The following is a 17,082-nucleotide window of genomic DNA, read 5'->3' as shown; positions in this document are numbered from 1 at the left end:
AGTGGTGGAAAGCGATTTTCTACCAACCTCTCCTCTAACTGTGAAGGTAAGTGAAAATGCAAAATTTGTCGGCAGCCGTATTCTGACGGTTGAAGACGAAGTGCGCTGTTCTTGCCAGCAGATTACCGATCAGCAACTTCAAATACATTTCGATTGCCTCAACTCCGAGGATTATCTGGTACTCCCGTTGTTTGTCACAGGCAACCCCTACACCAATGTAGAACTAAGTGGACGTATTATCGGGCAAAATCATCCAATCGATCACACTGCGACTGAGGTGAAAGCCAGTGTGAGCGAGCGTTTATCTTCGCTGATGGTCTTAATTTTTGTACTAAACATGATCCCGGGATTCTTTGTCGCCGGGGCCTTGATTGTAAAAGAATATGGCCTAAACATTTTCATGAACGATTTCGATTCGATTTCTCGCTGGTATTCCTTGCCGTTTGCCTTCGGCTCTTTCGCAATTTTTATGTTTCTGTTTACTCGTGTCGCCAACTGGTTCGAGCGCCGTGCTTACCCTGATGGGTATCCGCTTGAATCAGACTTTGAGCCACCCTTGCATAAATCGATAATTGGCTTGTGCAAATGTATTTTTCAGGGAAAAAAGATACGCTTGTCCACATCGATATTTAGTCGAGGGCACCCCATCATCATGCCGGAGAAGCGCGTGCGCCGCCGTAGCATTAACGATTGGATAAAGTAACCTAAGTTATCTATCTCTAATATGCTTTCAGCATGCTAGCGTGGAAAAAAATCTTGGAAAAAACCACGCTCTGACGTAATGCTTTTCAGATGAGGTTCTGTTCCGGTGAGGCTGCCATTTTCTTAGAATGGCAGCCTTTTCTATTACACGATTGAGTATGTTGGTGCGGGCCTCAGACATTGTGCCCTTTGTGGCATTAAAAGCGCTATCGCCTGAGCCATCGCGCCCTTTCCAACAGCGTAAACGGATATTAGCAAGCAGGCTGGGGACGCTCAGGGGATGGCATTTCGCAGCGCTGAACAGAGTGAGTCTGCCAGGAGAGCCCGCACGGATGCGGGCGAAAGGTGGGGCTGGAACAGGGATGTTCCATCCCCACCGGTCCGTAAAGGTAGATGAACGGCGTGAAGGTACCGCGTCAGCGGCGCGAGGACAGCCAGCCCCTGAGCGACACCAGACTGCGTTATCACCAAATGCTTAACTGACAGGCATTGCGATCTGCCGTGTTTTTTTCTCAGGAGCAGGCTTTTATTCCCGTCCCAGTACTGCCCCCTACCAGCAACAGTCGTGCGCCCAACAGAATCATCACCAGACCAGTGAATCTCTCCTGCCAAATCAGCACCGCCGGATGGCGCGCCATCCACTGCCCGATCGATCCAGCCGCGATAGCGACAGCACCCAACGAAATCACGCCTGTCAACTTCTGAATCGTGCCCAAAATCAGCAGTTTTAGCCAAATCGGCCCCTGAGCGGGATCCACAAACTGTGGCAGAAAAGCGAACATAAACAGTAACGACTTAGGATTGGTCAGACTGTTAATCGCTCCATCCTTGACGGCTTGCCAGTCAGAAATAGAGGATTGACTCTGCGCACGTGCCGAAGCGGTTGCGCTGGATCGCAGCATTTTGATGCCCAACCAAATGAGGTAAGCCGCACCGGCCCAACGCAACAAATCCAATCCCAACGGCCAAGAGTGAATCAGTGCCGCCAGCCCCAACACCAGCATGCCAACCTGAATAATCCCCGCCACAAACACCATACCCGACATGGTACAGAGGGCTGCTCTGCGCCCCTGCCCTAATCCTCGCGCCATCACCATCATCATGTCCGGGCCAAGTGAGAGTTCCAGCAGCGCTAACGCGAAAAGAAATGTGGCGAATGTCTCAGGAGTCGGCATACGTAACCTGTCGAAAATGGGTGGAATCGGGCTGCCAGACTATAACAAAAGTATCGCCCCTTTTACTGCGCGATATGTACGCGCTTTTTAATATCCTTCAGGAACAATGTAATGGTAAAGGTCATCATCACCAGCAGCGACCATGCGCCCCATTTCCCTACATGCACTGTAGCCCAGGCACCCATCTGATTGGGGTACTGCCACACGCCAAAGAAAGTGCCCATGTTCTCTGCCAGCCAGATAAAGAAGCCAATCAGGACAAACGCCACCAGCAGCGGCATGCGAAATGGTCGGTCATAAGGGGTGAATATCACTTCAGAGCGCGCATAGAGACCCAGTGCGACTGCTGCGATATACCAGCGATAGTCGCCGATATAATGGTGGGTAAAGAAGTTGGCATACAGCGCTAACGACAGCAGCACGGCAAAAATGATCGGTGGGTGATGGCGGATTTTAAGATCCATCAAACGCCAACACTGAATGATGTAACTGCCGACGGTGGCATACATAAACCCACTGAATAGCGGAACGCCACCGACCTTACTCCATGCAGCCTCCGGGTAGTGCCAGGATCCAATCGTCGATGAGGTTTTGAACAGTTCAAGCCCAAACCCGAGCACATGAAACAGCGTGATGGCTTTAAGCTCATCCCAACTTTCCAACCGGGTCGCCACCATGATGAACTGGATAGCCAATGCGATAATAAGCAGTAGGTCATAGCGTGCGATACCGAATAAACCGGCGCGTGGTACGCAAAAGATCGAGAGAAAAAACAGACCGGCAAACAGACAGGCTCGCGCTTCTTTGATGCCAAACCACAGAAACTCGATGCCAAAACGTTGATAACCCTGTTTGCCTAGGGCTGGAGGATGCATGAGAAATGCATCAAAACGGTTATTCACTTTTCACTCCATGAAAACAACGATCCTCGCACTGAGCATAACAAAAACCCACAACGCATCGTGTGGGTTTTCAGCGCGAATTTACTTCAGGCGCAACCTCCTTTGTGGATGCGAGTCCGGCAAGCGACTCTCTTTGCCAAAAATTTTCTCGCGCAGCGTGCCTTGCTGATAGGATTTCTGCGCCAGGCCACGCTTCTGCAACACCGGCACGACGTGCTCGACCCACTCATCCCACCAGCCCAACGTCGTCACCGGAACCACGTTAAACCCATCGACGCCCGCATCAGCGAACTGCTGCACCCTGTCAGCGATCTGCTCCGGTGTACCGGCAAAACGGCCTGGCAGCAAGGCATGTTTAATCAGGTATTCGCGCCACGTCAACACACGCCCTTGACCGTAATCCGCATCCACGGCGATACGGAATTTGGATCGCATATGCTGACTGAATTCCTCGCGGCGACTCAGTTCTGTCAGTGGTGTATCGGGATCGATATTGGCAAGATCTATACCCGAACCCCCACTGTAAAAGCCCTGCAATGCATTGATATCGATGTTATCGAATAGATATTGCTGCTTACGTTTTGCCTCTTCTTCTGTTGAACCAATCACCGTAGAGAGCATGACCAACTTTTTCAGGTCTTCCGGCTGACGGCCATAATCCACCACATCCCGATTCAAAATTTCGATATCTTTGCGCGCCGTTTCCGGTGTCTGTGAGGGCAAGAACGTCACTTCCGCATTGCGGGCGGCAAAGTGACGACCCGCCTCCGAATTTCCGGCCTGGAAGAATACCGGACTGCGCTGCGGTGAGGGTTCCACGATATGCGGCCCCTCTACACGATAGCGTTTACCGACGTGGTTAATTTTGTGGATCTTGTCGGGATCGAAAAAGCGATTAGTCGCAGGATCGTGCAGCACCGCGCCCTCTTCCCAGGATAGCTCCCACAGCTTGTAAGCGACATCCAGATACTCCTGTGCCCATTCATAGCGATCATCATGAGGCACGATTTCGTCAAAACCATAATTACGGAAGCCATTCGAGAGATAGGAGGTCACAATGTTCCACCCAATACGCCCGCGTGTGAACTCATCCAGTGAAGATATCTGGCGAGCAAACGAGAAAGGATGCGATTGGATCACATTGCTGGTGACCACCAGCCCCAAATGCTCCGTCACCAAGCCCAGCGCGGAAAGGATGGTGATGGGATCGGGTTCTGGGAATTGCGTCCCGGCCCGAATCGTGGTTTTGCCATCGCCATATTCAATGTCGTAAACCCCCACGACATCGGCAATAAACAACGTATCAAACAAGCCCTTTTCCAGGGTTTTCACCGTATTGACGTAAGCATCAAGCTGGTTGTATCCGTACTGAACCTGGCCTTCAGGAGTACGCCAGTAGCCATGGCTGTGATGGTTAGGCGTTAAATGCAAAAAACCGTTATAAATCAGTTCACGTGACATATTTTCTCCGTTAGCGATCAGGCAGTTTCCGCTGTGCCCAGTCGGGGCAGCGAGGCAAGTAGTTGCTGGGTATAGGGGTGACTTGGGCGATAGAAGACGTCATCGGCGTTGCCCTGCTCAACCGCGATGCCGTTCTGCATCACTAAAACGCGGTCGCTCATATGATGGATAACGCCCAGGTCGTGTGAAATAAACAGGTAACTCACGCCCAACTGCGCCTGTAAATCACTGAGTAGGTCCAGGATTTGCGCCTGAATGGTGACATCCAACGCGGAGACGGCTTCATCCAACACAATGATTTGCGGGTGCGTGGCAATGGCGCGGGCAATCGCCACGCGCTGGCGCTGCCCGCCTGACATGCGCGCAGGCCATTGATGCAAATGTTCGGCAGTCAGTCCGACTGACTGCAACAAGCTGATGGCCCGTTCTCGCGGGGTTTGCGTCACGGGATGGGTATCCAGCGCGATAGCATCTAACAAAATGTCAGACACGCGCCAGCGCGGGTCAAAGGAGGACAAAGGATCTTGATACACCACCGCGATTTGGCGTCGGACCTTCCTCTGTTGTTGGGCAGAGGCATGGCTCCAGGCATTGCCGCGATACAGAACTTCTCCGCTATCGGGTGATTCCAGTGCCAGTGCAATACGCGAGAGCGTGGTCTTGCCCGAACCCGATTCACCGACAATACCCAGTGTTTCACCCCGTTTTAGCTGGAATGACACGTCAGCCACTGCCGACTGCCCGCGAAAACGCTTAGTGATGTGCCGTGCTTCTAGCAGCACTTCATCAACCGAAGTTTCTACTACCCGCGTCGGTGAAATCTGTACTGGCGCGATGCTGGATAAGCGTTGCCCTTTGGTGTGCTCGCTGGGTATGGCGTTAATCAAACCTTGGGTATAGGCGTGTTGCGGCTGTTGCAGCACTTGCCGTGCAGCGCCAGACTCCACAATGCTGCCGCCCTGCATCACCAAAATGTGATCGGCAATTTTTGCCACCACCGCCAGGTCATGACTAATCAGAATCACGCTGGTACCGCGGTCCAGCATCTGACGGAGCACGTCTAGAACTTGTGCCTGAACCGTGACATCCAGAGCCGTAGTCGGCTCATCCGCAATGATCACCTCTGGATGCATCGCAATAGCCGATGCGATTAACGCTCGCTGACGCAAGCCACCCGAAAGTTCACCTGGCCGCTGAGAGGCGCGAAATGCTGCATTTGGTACACCAACCTCTTCTAATAGAGCATGCACTTTATGCTGTCGGCTGGCTGGTGTGCCCCAACCATGCAGCGATAATACTTCAGCGATCTCCTGGCCGACCGGGCGAAGTGGATCGAGTGATACCAAGGCATCTTGCAAAATAAAGCCGACCTTACTGCCGCGCACCTGTTGCCACCACGCGTCGCTGCGCCCCAGCAAGGATTCGCCCTGCAATGCCATTGCATCGGCCTCGACCTTCAGCCGCTCGCCGGCTAAGCCAACCACGCCCGTGCGGTGACACTTTTGCCCGATCCCGATTCACCCACCAAAGCCAGACACTGCCCACGCTGTAGGCTAAAACTCACATTCTTCACAATATGCCTTGGAGGCGTTATATCACCGTCGACCCAAATATTGAGCCCATTGACCTCTATCACGTTGTTTGTCATGCGCGATGCTCTCCCTCTGCTCGCTGCTGGATATAGCGCCCTAACTGGGTAAAGGAGAGCGCTACCAGCACTATCGCAATACCCGGCAGGACTTCGAGCCACCAGGCCACCGTGACGTTTATTTTTCCGGCTTCGAGCAAGGCGCCCCACTCCGGCGAAGGCGGGACGACCCCTAGCCCCAGAAACGACAGACCGGATGCCCACACCACAGATTGACCAATGCCTAAAGCCACCAGCGAAAACAGCGGGCGAAACACATTTGGTGCGATATGTTGCAAGAACAATCGATGCCATGGATGTCCCAGCGCGTGGGCGGCCTCAACGTATCCTGACTGGCGTACCTGCAACGCCTGCGCACGCACCAACCGCGCATAGCCAGGTGCGGTACCAATGCCCACCGAGAGCAGCAGGCTGCTGGCAGAAGGTCCTAACAGCGCCACGAACAGCAATGCCAACAGTAAAGTGGGGAATGCCAGCAAGATCTCAAGCAGACGATTTATCGGTTCCGCCAACCAGCGTGGCCCCAACGCAGCGCTAAAGCCCAACACCACCGCGCCGAGCAGCGCGATCGCCATTGCCCCAATACCAATCAGCAAAGATTGCCGTGTGCCCCAAATAATTCGGCTGTAGAGGTCGCGGCCAATATCATCGGTGCCGAGCCAGTGAGCGAGTGACGGTGCTTGCAGTGCGTGCGTGAGATCCGTGGTAAACGGGTCATGGGTGGCAAGCAGCCCGGGAGTAACGGCTGCCACAATAAAGAACAGCGCAACAATGCCCGCCAGCACAACGGACCCTGGCAGCACGCCGGTAAAATATCGCAGCTGGTGCCACAAGGAACCTCTGGCTTTCAAGCCAGCATAATCGGAAAGATGCGTCGTCATACTCGACCTCGCAGACGGGGATCGACGATCAGGTAAATCAGATCGACCACCAGATTGATAATGATGTACAGGGAACTGATCAGAATGACGATGCCAGACACCAGGGCAAAATCCTTGTTGCTGACGGCATTGACTAACACATTGCCCAACCCCGGCCTGGCAAACACCGCTTCAACCAGCACCGCCCCGGACAACAGATTGCCAATCGCCCATCCGCTCAAGGTGATGGCTGGAATCAAGGCATGGCGCAATACATGGCGCAGCCGCACACCCGCGAGGCTCATGCCACGGGCACGAGCCGATAACACAAAAGGCTGCTGCATACTGCGCTCAAATTCACCGCGAATGGCATGACCGATAAACCCGGCCAAAGGGATCGCTAAAGTGATGGCAGGCAAGACCGTGCCCCACAGTGTTACTCCCCCCACCACGGGGAACCAGCGCAGGCCGATGGCAAACACGATAAGCAGCAGGATGCCAATCCAATATTGGGGTAGGCCCGCCAGGAGAGTCTCCACGGCGGATCCCAGTGCTCCAAGCTTATTGCTGCGTCCTGCTGTGAGTAACGTCCAAGGGATGGCAATCAACCACGCCAGTAGCAACGCAGTAATCGCGAGGGTGAAGGTCGGCAACAGTTGTTCAGCGATGATGTGCGTCACAGGCCGTTGCAGTTCAAAGGAATAGCCCAATTTGCCCTGCAACAGTTGCCAGAAGTAATTGAGGTACTGTTGCGCTATCGGTTGATCAAAACCGTATTGAGCATTAATGGGTGCAAGCTCTTCTGGCGTGCGTTCAATCACTTGCCCAGAAGTAATGTTGAGTAGAATGGTGGCCCGGTCGCCGGGCAATACCGAGAGCACCAGAAAGGTCACGGTGATGGTGCCCCACAGCACAAACAACACCGCCGCCAAACGAACCGAGACCCGTCTCGATAAGGAACGCGATGGGTTCACTCCCAACCTGCGATCCGCAGAGATAACGTCACTCATGGCTTCTCCTGCACAAAGTAAGCATCGTTAAAGTTGAGTAATCCGTTGCCTTGGTCCTGCCAAAGTCCTCGGACGTTATGGGCAATTGCCACGTTATAGGTGAAGTTGTACCCGCCGATGGCAATCGCTTGGTCGTCAAACCACTTCTGCAAAACAGCAAACTTCTGCAGACGACGTTGTGGATCTGGGTCACGCTGCGCATCAAGAATCTGTGCTTCGACCTCAGGGTTATTAAAGAAGGTGGTGTTATTGCCGTTGAAAGCGCCATTGAGGGAATGGTTGTAAACAATGTCGAGGATGTTGGGCGATGGCCATACCCAATAACCAAAGCTAATTTCCTTGTCATCTGGGCGGGAGCGCGCACCCGCAAAGCCTTCCGTCTGCGTGAGCGGGATGAGCTCTAACTTGATGCCCACACGTTTGACCTGATCCTGCACCGCTTGCAGCATCAGTGCCCCTTCCTGATCGATAATCGCCTGAATAAAGGGCAGACGCGCTTCCAGCGTTTTACCCGACTTGGTGCGATAACCCGCCGCATCGCGCCCTGTCCATCCTGCTGCATCCAGTAACTGGTTTGCTTTAGAGAGATTGAGCACATAGCGATCGTCAACATTTAAATAGAGCGGCGTGGTTTTGCTCAGTGAGCCATTACCTTCATAAGGCACTGCCCCTTTGAACACTGTTTTGACGATTTGCTGGCGATCAAGGGCATAGGCAAATGCCTGACGCACGCGCACATCATTGAAGGGTGCACGTTGTACATTGAAAGAGAACGCCTGTGGCCGACCTGTGGCGACATAGGAGAGCGTTTGATAGTCGCGCTGCAATGTTCTCCACTGCGCTGATGGCGGCTGGTAAATAACATCGGCTCCTCCGCTGACTAAGGCTCCCCATCGGGTCGTCGCGTCGGGGACAAATTTCCATTCCAGATGTTTGATATAGGCGGGACCGTTATGGTGTGCATTGGGTTGCGCCCATTGATAATCATCATTACGCACAAAACTAATACCTTCCCCCCTCACCCAGCGAGCCACTTTCCACGGCCCAGTACCTACGGGGCGCAAACATTTTTCTTCACTACTGTTATGCGCCAGCGAGTCGGGAGACTGAAATCCATAATGACCATTTGCCAACACATTATATATTTCCGGGTTCGGCTCTGATAAATGCAGTGCCACTGTATATTCATCAACCTTAGTGAACCCGGTCATATAAGTGAAGCCGTGCCAACCAATGCCTTTTTGCCATGCGGGATAGTTTTTAATAACCGCGTCGGCGTTAAATACATCGCCATCAGTGAACTTCACATCATGACGTAAATGGAACGTAATGGTTTTTCGATCGGGTGATTCACTCCAACTGGTGGCCAGCCACGGGCGTATTTTTCCGTCATCGTAACTGACGAGATAATCAAATACCTGGCGGGCTAAATAAGCCTGTTGCACCCAGCCGCCCCACAAGCAAGGGGGCTCCTGTTCATGAAGATAAACCAGCGTGCCATCACTGTATTCAGGTGTCGCTGCCTGTGCAGCCGATTGCGACATCACGCCAGTTAAAACGGTGAACAGGGGAATCACTAAGTGACGAACTGAATTTCGCATCATTTAATTAAGACTTCCCTTAAAAAACCAGTGCAACAGTTTAATGCGGCGTAACTCGGCCACATTTAACGTTATCTGGAAATTGAATAGATAGCTTTATTGGAATCGATCTGAATAAAACACAGAAAAATACAAAACCAAATATCATTAATGGCAATTAATATGAAAAATTAATTTCCTGTTCCAGATAATGGAAATGCAAATGATTAGATCATCAATAAATATGCTTAGCAGAAATAAACATTAAAAGTCGGCAAGATGAAAATGCATAGTGCCTTAACATCATCGTCTTTTTTGAGTGGAGGCTAAGCAATGTCGCAGATCGAATCAGGATGGGGTTCGCCCCCGTCAGCAAAATATGAACAACTCGCAGAAAAGTTTCGCCCCCTGTTTGCCAACATTCGCGCGGGTGCCATTGCGCGCGAGTTGCGCCGCGAGCCCCCCTTAGAAGAGATTGAATGGCTCAAGCAGAGTGGCTTTACTGCCCTGCGGCTGCCGCAAAGTGCCGGTGGTGCTGGAGCCACACTGTCTGAGTTATTCACGTTGCTAATTGAACTCGGCGAGGCGGATTCCAATCTGGTGCAATCCCTACGCGGCCATTTCGGCTTTATCGAAAATGTGCTGAGCAACCGCGATCCAGCATTTCAGCAGCAGTGGTTCACTCGCATTGCGCGGGGTGAAATTGTCGGCCCGGCCTGGAGTGAAACCGGCGAGGCGCGCCAGTCGGTATTTTCTACCCAAATCAAACGTAGCGGCGATAGCTGGCGGTTAGATGGCAAAAAATTTTATACCACCGGCTCGCTCTACTCCGATTGGATCAATATCGGTTTAACCGATGAGAACCATAAAGGCGTATCGGTGACGGTGTCCCGCACTGCGCCGGGCGTCACCGTACTGGATGACTGGAATGGTTTTGGGCAAACACTGACCGCCAGTGGTACCGCGATATTTGAAAACGTTGAGATTCAGCACACCGATATCAGCGAAGACGCGCATTTTGGTTATTCACCGGCGTTTTATCAGTTAATCCATTTGGCCACGCTTGCCGGTATCGGCCGTGCGCAAAGTGGTGAAGTCGCTGCGTTAGTAGCTGCGCGCACCCGTACTTACAGCAATGGTAATGCCACACGGGCAGCGGATGATGCGCAAATCCTTCAGGTAGTCGGACGCTTGCGCAGTGCGGCTTATACCAGCGGCGCCATTGTGCAACATGCCGCGCAAGCCCTCAAGCGCGCCTTTGAAGCACAGCAACAGGATGATGAACAACAGAAAACCCAAAGCGTGGCGATAGCGGAGTTGGAAGTCTCACAATCACTCAATGTGGTCACTGACTTACTGCTCAATGCCAGTACGACACTCTTTGATGCTTTAGGGGCTTCCGCTACGTTGAAACCACTGGCACTGGATCGTTTCTGGCGCAATGCCCGGACACTCTCATCGCATAATCCCCGCATTTACAAAGATCGTATCGTCGGTGATTTCGCCGTGAATGGCACTTTACCGCCGGAACAATGGCGCATTGGAGTAGCCGATACGCCACCAGAAAAATAAACCCTCGCCTTAGGCCGCCACGCCATGAGACACTTTGGCTTAATCCGTTAAAGTGTCTTATTTAAGCCATGAAAAACTTTCTCGTCATCGTACCCGACGGCGGCATGCTGTTCGAAGCTGCCGGCATCGCCGATATCCTGATGCACGCCAATCTGCACCTGCCGGTGGGCATTGACCAACCGCGCTATCGCGTCAGTATCGCCACTACCCAGTCACATCAGGTTATCCATGGCCAATCAGGACTGAACCTGCTGGCCGACCTCAAGCTCGCCGAGCTCGATCCCCGCCAGGCCTGGGACACCATCATGATCACCGGGCGTGGTGACAGTGTCGAAGAAGGCAACATGGTGGTGGATTTCATCAAGCTGGCGGCACCTCAAGCGCGTCGCGTGGTGTCAGTTTGTGGTGCCGCAATCCTGCTGGCTGAAGCTGGCTTGCTGGATGGACGCCGCGCCACCTCACACTGGCGTTTGCTGGATACGCTGCAAACACGCTTCCCGCTCGTTCAGGTTGAAGGCGGCCCACTGTACATTCAGGATGGCCCGATTTGGACATCAGGCGGTGTCAGCTCGGGCTTTGACCTCACGCTGGCATTGGTTGAAGAGGATTTTGGTTTTAGCGTGGCGCGCGATATCGCACAGGATATGGTGATGTATCTGCGACGCCCCGGTGGTCAGATGCAGTTCAGTCGCTATCCGTTACCGCCCGCCTCATCTGACCCTATTAGTACGCTACAGAGCTGGGTCCGCGCCAACCTTGCCGAAGATTTGTCCATTGAGAAGTTGGCGGAACGCGCCGCGATCGAGCCCCAGAAACTTCACGCGCGTCTTTACCCGCGAAACCGGTGCACCGCCCGCGCGTTTTGTGGCGGAGGCACGCCTGGCCGCCGCACGTGAGCGGTTAGAGCAGAGTCGCGACACGCTGGAACGTATTGCAGCTGAAACCGGTTTTGGCAGCAGCATTAATCTGCGCCGCAGCTTTGAGCGCCAGCTTCACCTCACCCCCGGCGAATATCGCCAGCGCTTTCACTGTCGAAAAATGGCGTAAAGTGATCCTTTTTTGTCGTTTACGCCATACCGCGATCGGCCTACATTGACTGCAACCACTTCGTATAAGGAGTCAAAGATGATCAAGGTAGGCATTAACGGTTTTGGCCGTATCGGACGTAACGTATTCCGCGCCGCATTAGGCAGCGATGATATTGAAATTGTCGCAATCAACGATCTCACGGATAGCAAAACGCTGGCGCATTTGCTGAAACACGACTCTCTGCTTGGTCGACTGCCTGCAGAGGTGGAAGCGGGTGAAGGTGAACTGCGCATTGATGGCAAGCCCGTACGCGTGTTCAGCGAACGAGATCCGGCCAATATTCGCTGGAGCGAGGTGGGTGTCGATATTGTCATCGAAGCCACCGGATTCTTCACTGAGCGTGACAAAGCAGCGGTGCATATCACCAGCGGTGGCGCGAAACGCGTCATTATCTCTGCGCCGGGTAAAAATGATGACCTGACGATAGTGTTGGGCGTGAACGATCAGCGCTACGACCCTCAACAGCATTTCGTCGTGAGCAACGGTAGCTGCACCACCAACGGCTTAGCCCCGGCCGCACAGGTTCTTCATCAGGCCTTTGGTATTGAGCATGGTCTGATGAACACGACACATGCCTACACTAACAGCCAAGTGCTGCACGATCAGCCAGAGAAAGATCTGCGCGGTGCGCGCGCGGCGGCGCTGTCGATTGTGCCCTACTCCAGCGGTGCGGCTAAAGCGTTGGGACGTGTTATCCCTGAGTTGGATGGACGTTTGACCGGCTATTCCCTGCGCGTACCGGTGCCGGTGGTGTCGATTGTCGATTTAACCGTGACGCTTAAACGTGATGTCACTGCGGAGGAAGTTAATAACGCCTTTAAAGCCGCCGCAGCAGAAGGCCCGCTGAAAGGCATCCTCGGTTACAGCGATGAACCACTGGTTTCCAGTGATTATCAGGGCGACCCTCGTTCATCGATCATCGATGGGCTTTCTACCCTGGTGATTGGCGGTAATTTAGTGAAAATTCTTGCCTGGTATGACAACGAATGGGGCTTCTCTAATCGACTGGTGGATTTAGCTCGCCTGATGGCACAGCGCGGTTTGTAATCGGTTAGCCTTCACGCGCCAGGTAGAAAATCAGATAGATGCCTGGCGCATTATCCACCTGTAATGAGGTGTAGGTGAAGCTATTCACCTTACCGTCCACATCAATAATCGTCTTATTGCCTGCGCCCATTTTGCTGACATCCGGCACATGCCACATGTTGCGAAAATCCTCACTGCGCGCCAGCAAATCCTGTACCACCACTTCAAATTCTTGCGCCTGATTGCTGGCCGCATAGTTAGCACGGAAGGCGGATAAGGTGTGACGTGCGGCCTCTTCCCAACCGTGAATACGCTGGCGATAGTCATCGCTAACGAACATCAGCTTGAGCGAGTTGCGATCCTCCTGCGGCATCGCGGCCCAGTCGACAATCAGTGATTGCGCAGCGCGGTTCCAGTAAAGAATATCCATGTTGGCGCGGCGAACAAAAGCCGGATGGGGGTTTAGCGCATCCACCATCGCCTTCACTTCCATTGACAGTTCAGCTCGGCTGGCTTCGCTATGCGCATTACCAAAAATCAATGCTTCAAGGTAAGCCTGCTCCGTATGTGAAAGCTGCAGCACTTTACCGATGCGCTGGATAGCCGCCAGTGAGATATTGATTTCCCGGCCTTGTTCCAGCCACGTATACCAACTGACGCTGACCGCCGCCAGCTGCGCCACCTCTTCGCGGCGTAAGCCCGGCACTCTGCGGTTCTGAGGACTGAATCCATGCTGTTGTGGATCAACCCTTGCCCGCTGCTGAGTGAGGAAATTTTTTACGTCCTGATTGCGCGACATTGCGGCTCCTGGGTATGACCTACAGTCATAGGATAAACCACCCTATTTTTCACTGACTGATTGACGATTACTATCGTCGACAAGATTACGGCATCTTATCGGAGATTAGCAAAAGTATGTCAATGCAACAGATCGCACCGGGCCAGCCTGTGGCCGGGGAGAAAAAAGTCAGTGTCGTCACCATGCTGACCGGGATGATCACCCTCATCGTGGTCATGGGCATGGGACGCTTCTCACTCACGCCACAAATTCCGCTGATGATTGCGGATGGACACCTGAGTTTATCCAGTGCGGGCGTACTGGCAGCCATGAACTACATCGGTTATTTGTTTGGTGCCCTGCATGTGAGTCGCATTCGTACACAGCATGCGCGCTATCTTAAAGTCGGTTTGCTGGCGACCGCGCTGGTCACGCTACTGTCTGGCTTCACCAATGCTTTTGCTCTGCAGTGCCTGTTCCGCTTTATCGCGGGTATTGGCGGCGCATGGGCACTGATTATTGTGACCTCCTGGACACAGATGGTCTTAGCCAGTCATCAGGCACCACGCATGTCCGCAGCGGTGTTTAGCGGCCCCGGCATTGGCATTACGTTGACCGGCATACTGGCGTGGTTGATGTCCGAGACCCACTTCCATGCCAATCAGGCGTGGTTAGTTTACGGTTTAGTCGCCTTCGCTGGTGCTCTGCTGGTGTGGAAAGCGTTGCCCCAAAGTTTGCCTACGCGTCAGCAAACCCAACAATCCGAACCTGTCAGTCGCGATCTTAAGTGCTTATTGGCTGCCTACACCCTGGCAGGATTTGGCTACATTCTACCGGCGACTTTCTTGTCACAGATGGCGCACAGCCTCTTTGCCCAAGGACAACTTGCCGCGTTCTTCTGGCCGCTGTTTGGACTTTCAGCTGTGGCTGGCGTGCTGTTGGTGATCGCTTTTGCGGCGCGGTTGAATACGCGTATCAGCCTTGCACTGACCTTACTGGTGCAGGGGTTGGGGGTCGCGACAGTGGTGCTGATGCCGAATGCCCAAGGTTTGTTGATTTCCACCGTGATCACCGGGTTGGCATTTCTGTCGATCATGCAGCTTTCCATGAAAATGGCACGAGAAGTGAGCCAGGGAAATCTGGCTAAAACCGTGGCACTGCTGACCTCCGGTTATGCGACCGGGCAGCTGATTGGACCTTTGATGTCCTCGCTGAGCGTACATTTTCTGGGTTCCCTGCAACCGGCGCTGTTGTTGGCTGCGGCAGGGTTAGTGGTAGGCGGTAGCGTGATTTATTTCGGCATTCGCTCCCGTTAATGTTGGCTGCGCTGAATGCACATGACACAGAGCCCACCATAAATAGCGGGCTCTGTGCTGTATCTCATACTTGATTACTGAATACCCATAGCGTCCTTCAGCGTGAAGAACAGATCGGTTTGGTCAGTCAGGCCAACAACATTAGCCGCATGCGGACCATAAGCTGCAATGCGAATCTGCGTGCCGGTATGACCTTGCGAATCATCTTCAGAGTTACCGTAGCTGATGGTCATCACGGCACCATCTTTGGTATTCACTGCCTGAGTGAGTCCCGGCGCTTTACTGCCATTCTCAATGATCTGGCTGCTGTGGGCGTGGTCAGCCGTGACGACGACCAGGGTATCGCCATGTTCACGAGCAAAGGCCAGCGCCTGCTGCACCGCTTCATCCAAATCCACGGTTTCACCGATCTGACCGCACGGGTTGGCCGCATGGTCCTGTTTGTCGATAGAAGCTCCTTCCACCTGCAAGAAGAAACCTTTTTCATTGGTGCTGAGCAGATCGAGCGCCTTTTTGGTCATCTGTGCCAAAGTCGGTGCGGATGCCGGGCGATCCTTATTCACTTCACAGGTCACTACAGGCTTGTCGATATTGCCGTGATAACTGGCTTTCGGCCCTTGCCAGCGTACGGGCATATTGCCGTCTGAGAACAGACCCAATACCGGTTTGCTTTGGTCGGCCTGTTGGATGGCATTCATACCATCCAGGTTATCGACCAGCTGGAAGCCCAGCGCCTGAGCCTGCTCGCGCAGGGTTTTACCTTGATACTCACCTGCTTTGGCGCTTTCACCGAAGGACTTCGCCCCGCCGCCCAACGTCACATCAGGGCGCGTTTTCAGCATCTGCTCGCTGATCGAGCCTTTACCACCCTGCTCCAGCGCATTGGTTGGGCAAAGTTCGCTGGTTTTTTCCGGCCCATAGCATTTACGTGAGGTGACATGCGCCATTAATGCGGCAGGTGTCGCATCTTGCAGTTCTGCCGTTGAGACATTGCCTGTCGCTTTACCGGCCGCTTTTGCCAGTTCAAGTATCGTGACTTGGTCTTTGCCGTTGACATCGACGCCAATCGCACCGTTGTAAGATTTGGTGCCAGTGGCCCATGCGGTGGCAGACGCTGCTGAATCCGTTACGTAGTTTGGCTTGTGGGTTTTCTTGTCCAGAGAATAGTGGGTGTACTGACCGGTAAGAGGCAGCGCATCAAGACCGGGGAAAAAGCCACCAGCGCCCATTGCCTGATTACGTGCGGCGGTGATTTCTGAATCCCCCATGCCGTCGCCGATCAACAAGATAACGTTTTTGGCCGTGGTATTAATCAAAGAAGCTTTTAGCGCATCAGTCTGATCGCTACTCAAACGGCGTGCTCCACCGTGTTCGGTGATGTCACCAGTCGCGGCACGCGTGTAAGTGGCATCATCTGCCACTGCTGACGTTGCAATTAATGAAGCCAGCAGAGAAACCGTGAAAAGAGGTATGTGTTTCATTTATCAGCATCCTTATCAGTAAATATAACCAAATGTTTCCGCAGACAAGTCTGCGACAGTCTGGTGACAGTTTTGTGGCAGGGAGGGGTTAATTTGATGACAGAACAGGCAGTTCGGTGAGAGATGCAGCAAGCTGCACAGAGCTTAAGCGGATAGAACAAAAGGAGAAAATAGGGCTTGACCGTTTTCAGGTAACTCCCTATAGTAGCGCCCCGTTGACCCAGTGCGGTTAGCAAAAAATTTGGTGAGGTGTCCGAGTGGCTGAAGGAGCACGCCTGGAAAGTGTGTATACGGCAACGTATCGAGGGTTCGAACCCCTCTCTCACCGCCATATTTTGAAGAAGAGCCTGAACGAAAGTTCAGGCTTTTTTTGCCCGTTGCTAAACCAAGCCAGAAGATATAATGCCTGTCAGCTAAGGATTAGGTGATAACGCAGACTGGTGCCGCTCTGTGGTGGCCGGTACAGGCGATAACGCAGTCTG

Annotated in this window: 14 protein-coding genes, 1 tRNA gene and 1 pseudogene; 6 read left to right on the top strand and 10 right to left on the bottom strand. The window is 53.2% G+C overall.

Annotated features, from left to right (window positions below):
• Nucleotide 1 precedes the first annotated feature (1 nt).
• Nucleotides 2–703: a hypothetical protein gene (locus HA51_RS10150; protein ID WP_139810664.1), complete on the top strand. Its 702-nt coding sequence runs from the start codon at nucleotides 2–4 to the stop codon at nucleotides 701–703.
• Between the two features lie 511 nt (nucleotides 704–1,214).
• Here the strand turns inward: HA51_RS10150 and HA51_RS10140 are convergent.
• The 8 genes from HA51_RS10140 to HA51_RS10110 all read right to left on the bottom strand — a co-directional run bounded on the left by HA51_RS10140 (nucleotide 1,215) and on the right by HA51_RS10110 (nucleotide 9,362).
• The gene (locus HA51_RS10140) at nucleotides 1,215–1,877 is read right to left on the bottom strand and encodes a LysE family translocator (protein WP_084934400.1); all 663 of its coding nucleotides are present in this window, start codon (nucleotides 1,875–1,877) and stop codon (nucleotides 1,215–1,217) included.
• A 62-nt stretch (nucleotides 1,878–1,939) separates the two neighbouring features.
• A complete protein-coding gene (locus tag HA51_RS10135) occupies nucleotides 1,940–2,752 on the bottom strand; it encodes a DUF817 domain-containing protein (RefSeq protein WP_084934520.1) in 813 nt (270 codons plus the stop codon).
• A 108-nt stretch (nucleotides 2,753–2,860) separates the two neighbouring features.
• A complete protein-coding gene (locus HA51_RS10130; protein WP_084934399.1) occupies nucleotides 2,861–4,240 on the bottom strand; it encodes an NtaA/DmoA family FMN-dependent monooxygenase in 1,380 nt (459 codons plus the stop codon).
• Between the two features lie 17 nt (nucleotides 4,241–4,257).
• Nucleotides 4,258–5,724, bottom strand: coding sequence for a dipeptide ABC transporter ATP-binding protein (locus HA51_RS27680; protein WP_281253432.1), 1,467 nt, complete (start codon nucleotides 5,722–5,724; stop codon nucleotides 4,258–4,260).
• The gene (locus HA51_RS27675) at nucleotides 5,712–5,888 is read right to left on the bottom strand and encodes an ATP-binding cassette domain-containing protein (RefSeq protein ID WP_281253431.1); all 177 of its coding nucleotides are present in this window, start codon (nucleotides 5,886–5,888) and stop codon (nucleotides 5,712–5,714) included. Before HA51_RS27675 ends, HA51_RS27680 begins: the two co-directional genes overlap by 13 nt.
• On the bottom strand, nucleotides 5,885–6,769 hold the full coding sequence (locus HA51_RS10120; RefSeq protein WP_084934398.1) for an ABC transporter permease: 885 nt from the start codon (nucleotides 6,767–6,769) through the stop codon (nucleotides 5,885–5,887). The genes HA51_RS27675 and HA51_RS10120 overlap by 4 nt, the downstream gene beginning before the upstream one ends.
• A complete protein-coding gene (locus tag HA51_RS10115) occupies nucleotides 6,766–7,758 on the bottom strand; it encodes an ABC transporter permease (RefSeq protein ID WP_084934397.1) in 993 nt (330 codons plus the stop codon). The genes HA51_RS10120 and HA51_RS10115 overlap by 4 nt, the downstream gene beginning before the upstream one ends.
• The gene (locus tag HA51_RS10110) at nucleotides 7,755–9,362 is read right to left on the bottom strand and encodes an ABC transporter substrate-binding protein (protein WP_084934396.1); all 1,608 of its coding nucleotides are present in this window, start codon (nucleotides 9,360–9,362) and stop codon (nucleotides 7,755–7,757) included. Before HA51_RS10110 ends, HA51_RS10115 begins: the two co-directional genes overlap by 4 nt.
• A 309-nt stretch (nucleotides 9,363–9,671) precedes the next feature.
• Between HA51_RS10110 and HA51_RS10105 the strand changes: the two genes are divergently transcribed.
• From HA51_RS10105 to gap, 3 genes and pseudogenes are all read left to right on the top strand, one after another.
• Nucleotides 9,672–10,910 carry an acyl-CoA dehydrogenase family protein gene (locus tag HA51_RS10105; RefSeq protein ID WP_084934395.1) on the top strand — a complete coding sequence of 413 codons (1,239 nt, stop codon included), beginning with the start codon at nucleotides 9,672–9,674 and terminating at the stop codon, nucleotides 10,908–10,910.
• Nucleotides 10,911–10,978: 68 nt separating this feature from the next.
• Nucleotides 10,979–11,957: pseudogene (locus tag HA51_RS10100) on the top strand (GlxA family transcriptional regulator).
• A 78-nt stretch (nucleotides 11,958–12,035) separates the two neighbouring features.
• The gene (gap, locus tag HA51_RS10095; protein ID WP_084934394.1) at nucleotides 12,036–13,046 is read left to right on the top strand and encodes a type I glyceraldehyde-3-phosphate dehydrogenase; all 1,011 of its coding nucleotides are present in this window, start codon (nucleotides 12,036–12,038) and stop codon (nucleotides 13,044–13,046) included.
• Between the two features lie 4 nt (nucleotides 13,047–13,050).
• Here the strand turns inward: gap and HA51_RS10090 are convergent, their stop codons facing one another.
• On the bottom strand, nucleotides 13,051–13,824 hold the full coding sequence (locus tag HA51_RS10090) for a helix-turn-helix transcriptional regulator (RefSeq protein ID WP_084934393.1): 774 nt from the start codon (nucleotides 13,822–13,824) through the stop codon (nucleotides 13,051–13,053).
• Between the two features lie 122 nt (nucleotides 13,825–13,946).
• On the opposite strand from HA51_RS10090, the gene HA51_RS10085 reads away from it, so the two are divergent.
• Nucleotides 13,947–15,119 carry a YbfB/YjiJ family MFS transporter gene (locus HA51_RS10085; RefSeq protein ID WP_139810666.1) on the top strand — a complete coding sequence of 391 codons (1,173 nt, stop codon included), beginning with the start codon at nucleotides 13,947–13,949 and terminating at the stop codon, nucleotides 15,117–15,119.
• Nucleotides 15,120–15,193: 74 nt separating this feature from the next.
• Here the strand turns inward: HA51_RS10085 and phoA are convergent, their stop codons facing one another.
• Entirely contained in the window at nucleotides 15,194–16,600 is a 1,407-nt protein-coding gene (gene phoA, locus HA51_RS10080) for an alkaline phosphatase (protein WP_084934391.1), read from the bottom strand.
• A gap of 243 nt (nucleotides 16,601–16,843) precedes the next feature.
• Between phoA and HA51_RS10075 the strand changes: the two genes are divergently transcribed.
• Nucleotides 16,844–16,931, top strand: a tRNA-Ser gene (locus tag HA51_RS10075).
• Nucleotides 16,932–17,082: the final 151 nt, after the last annotated feature.

This window comes from Pantoea rwandensis (genome assembly GCF_002095475.1).
Taxonomy (GTDB): domain Bacteria; phylum Pseudomonadota; class Gammaproteobacteria; order Enterobacterales; family Enterobacteriaceae; genus Pantoea; species Pantoea rwandensis.
Note: the sequence above shows the minus strand (reverse complement) of the source record. Positions and strands in the feature narration are given on the sequence as shown.

Excerpts from the sequence above, each read along its gene's own strand:
- HA51_RS10140 (WP_084934400.1), bottom strand. The coding sequence starts at position 1,877 with ATGCCGACTCCTGAGACATTCGCCACATTTCTTTTCGCGTTAGCGCTG.
- HA51_RS10135 (WP_084934520.1), bottom strand. The coding sequence starts at position 2,752 with ATGCATCCTCCAGCCCTAGGCAAACAGGGTTATCAACGTTTTGGCATC.
- HA51_RS10130 (WP_084934399.1), bottom strand. The coding sequence starts at position 4,240 with ATGTCACGTGAACTGATTTATAACGGTTTTTTGCATTTAACGCCTAAC.
- HA51_RS27675 (WP_281253431.1), bottom strand. The coding sequence starts at position 5,888 with ATGACAAACAACGTGATAGAGGTCAATGGGCTCAATATTTGGGTCGAC.
- HA51_RS10120 (WP_084934398.1), bottom strand. The coding sequence starts at position 6,769 with ATGACGACGCATCTTTCCGATTATGCTGGCTTGAAAGCCAGAGGTTCC.
- HA51_RS10115 (WP_084934397.1), bottom strand. The coding sequence starts at position 7,758 with ATGAGTGACGTTATCTCTGCGGATCGCAGGTTGGGAGTGAACCCATCG.
- HA51_RS10110 (WP_084934396.1), bottom strand. The coding sequence starts at position 9,362 with ATGATGCGAAATTCAGTTCGTCACTTAGTGATTCCCCTGTTCACCGTT.
- HA51_RS10105 (WP_084934395.1), top strand. The coding sequence starts at position 9,672 with ATGTCGCAGATCGAATCAGGATGGGGTTCGCCCCCGTCAGCAAAATAT.
- gap (WP_084934394.1), top strand. The coding sequence starts at position 12,036 with ATGATCAAGGTAGGCATTAACGGTTTTGGCCGTATCGGACGTAACGTA.
- HA51_RS10090 (WP_084934393.1), bottom strand. The coding sequence starts at position 13,824 with ATGTCGCGCAATCAGGACGTAAAAAATTTCCTCACTCAGCAGCGGGCA.
- HA51_RS10085 (WP_139810666.1), top strand. The coding sequence starts at position 13,947 with ATGCAACAGATCGCACCGGGCCAGCCTGTGGCCGGGGAGAAAAAAGTC.
- phoA (WP_084934391.1), bottom strand. The coding sequence starts at position 16,600 with ATGAAACACATACCTCTTTTCACGGTTTCTCTGCTGGCTTCATTAATT.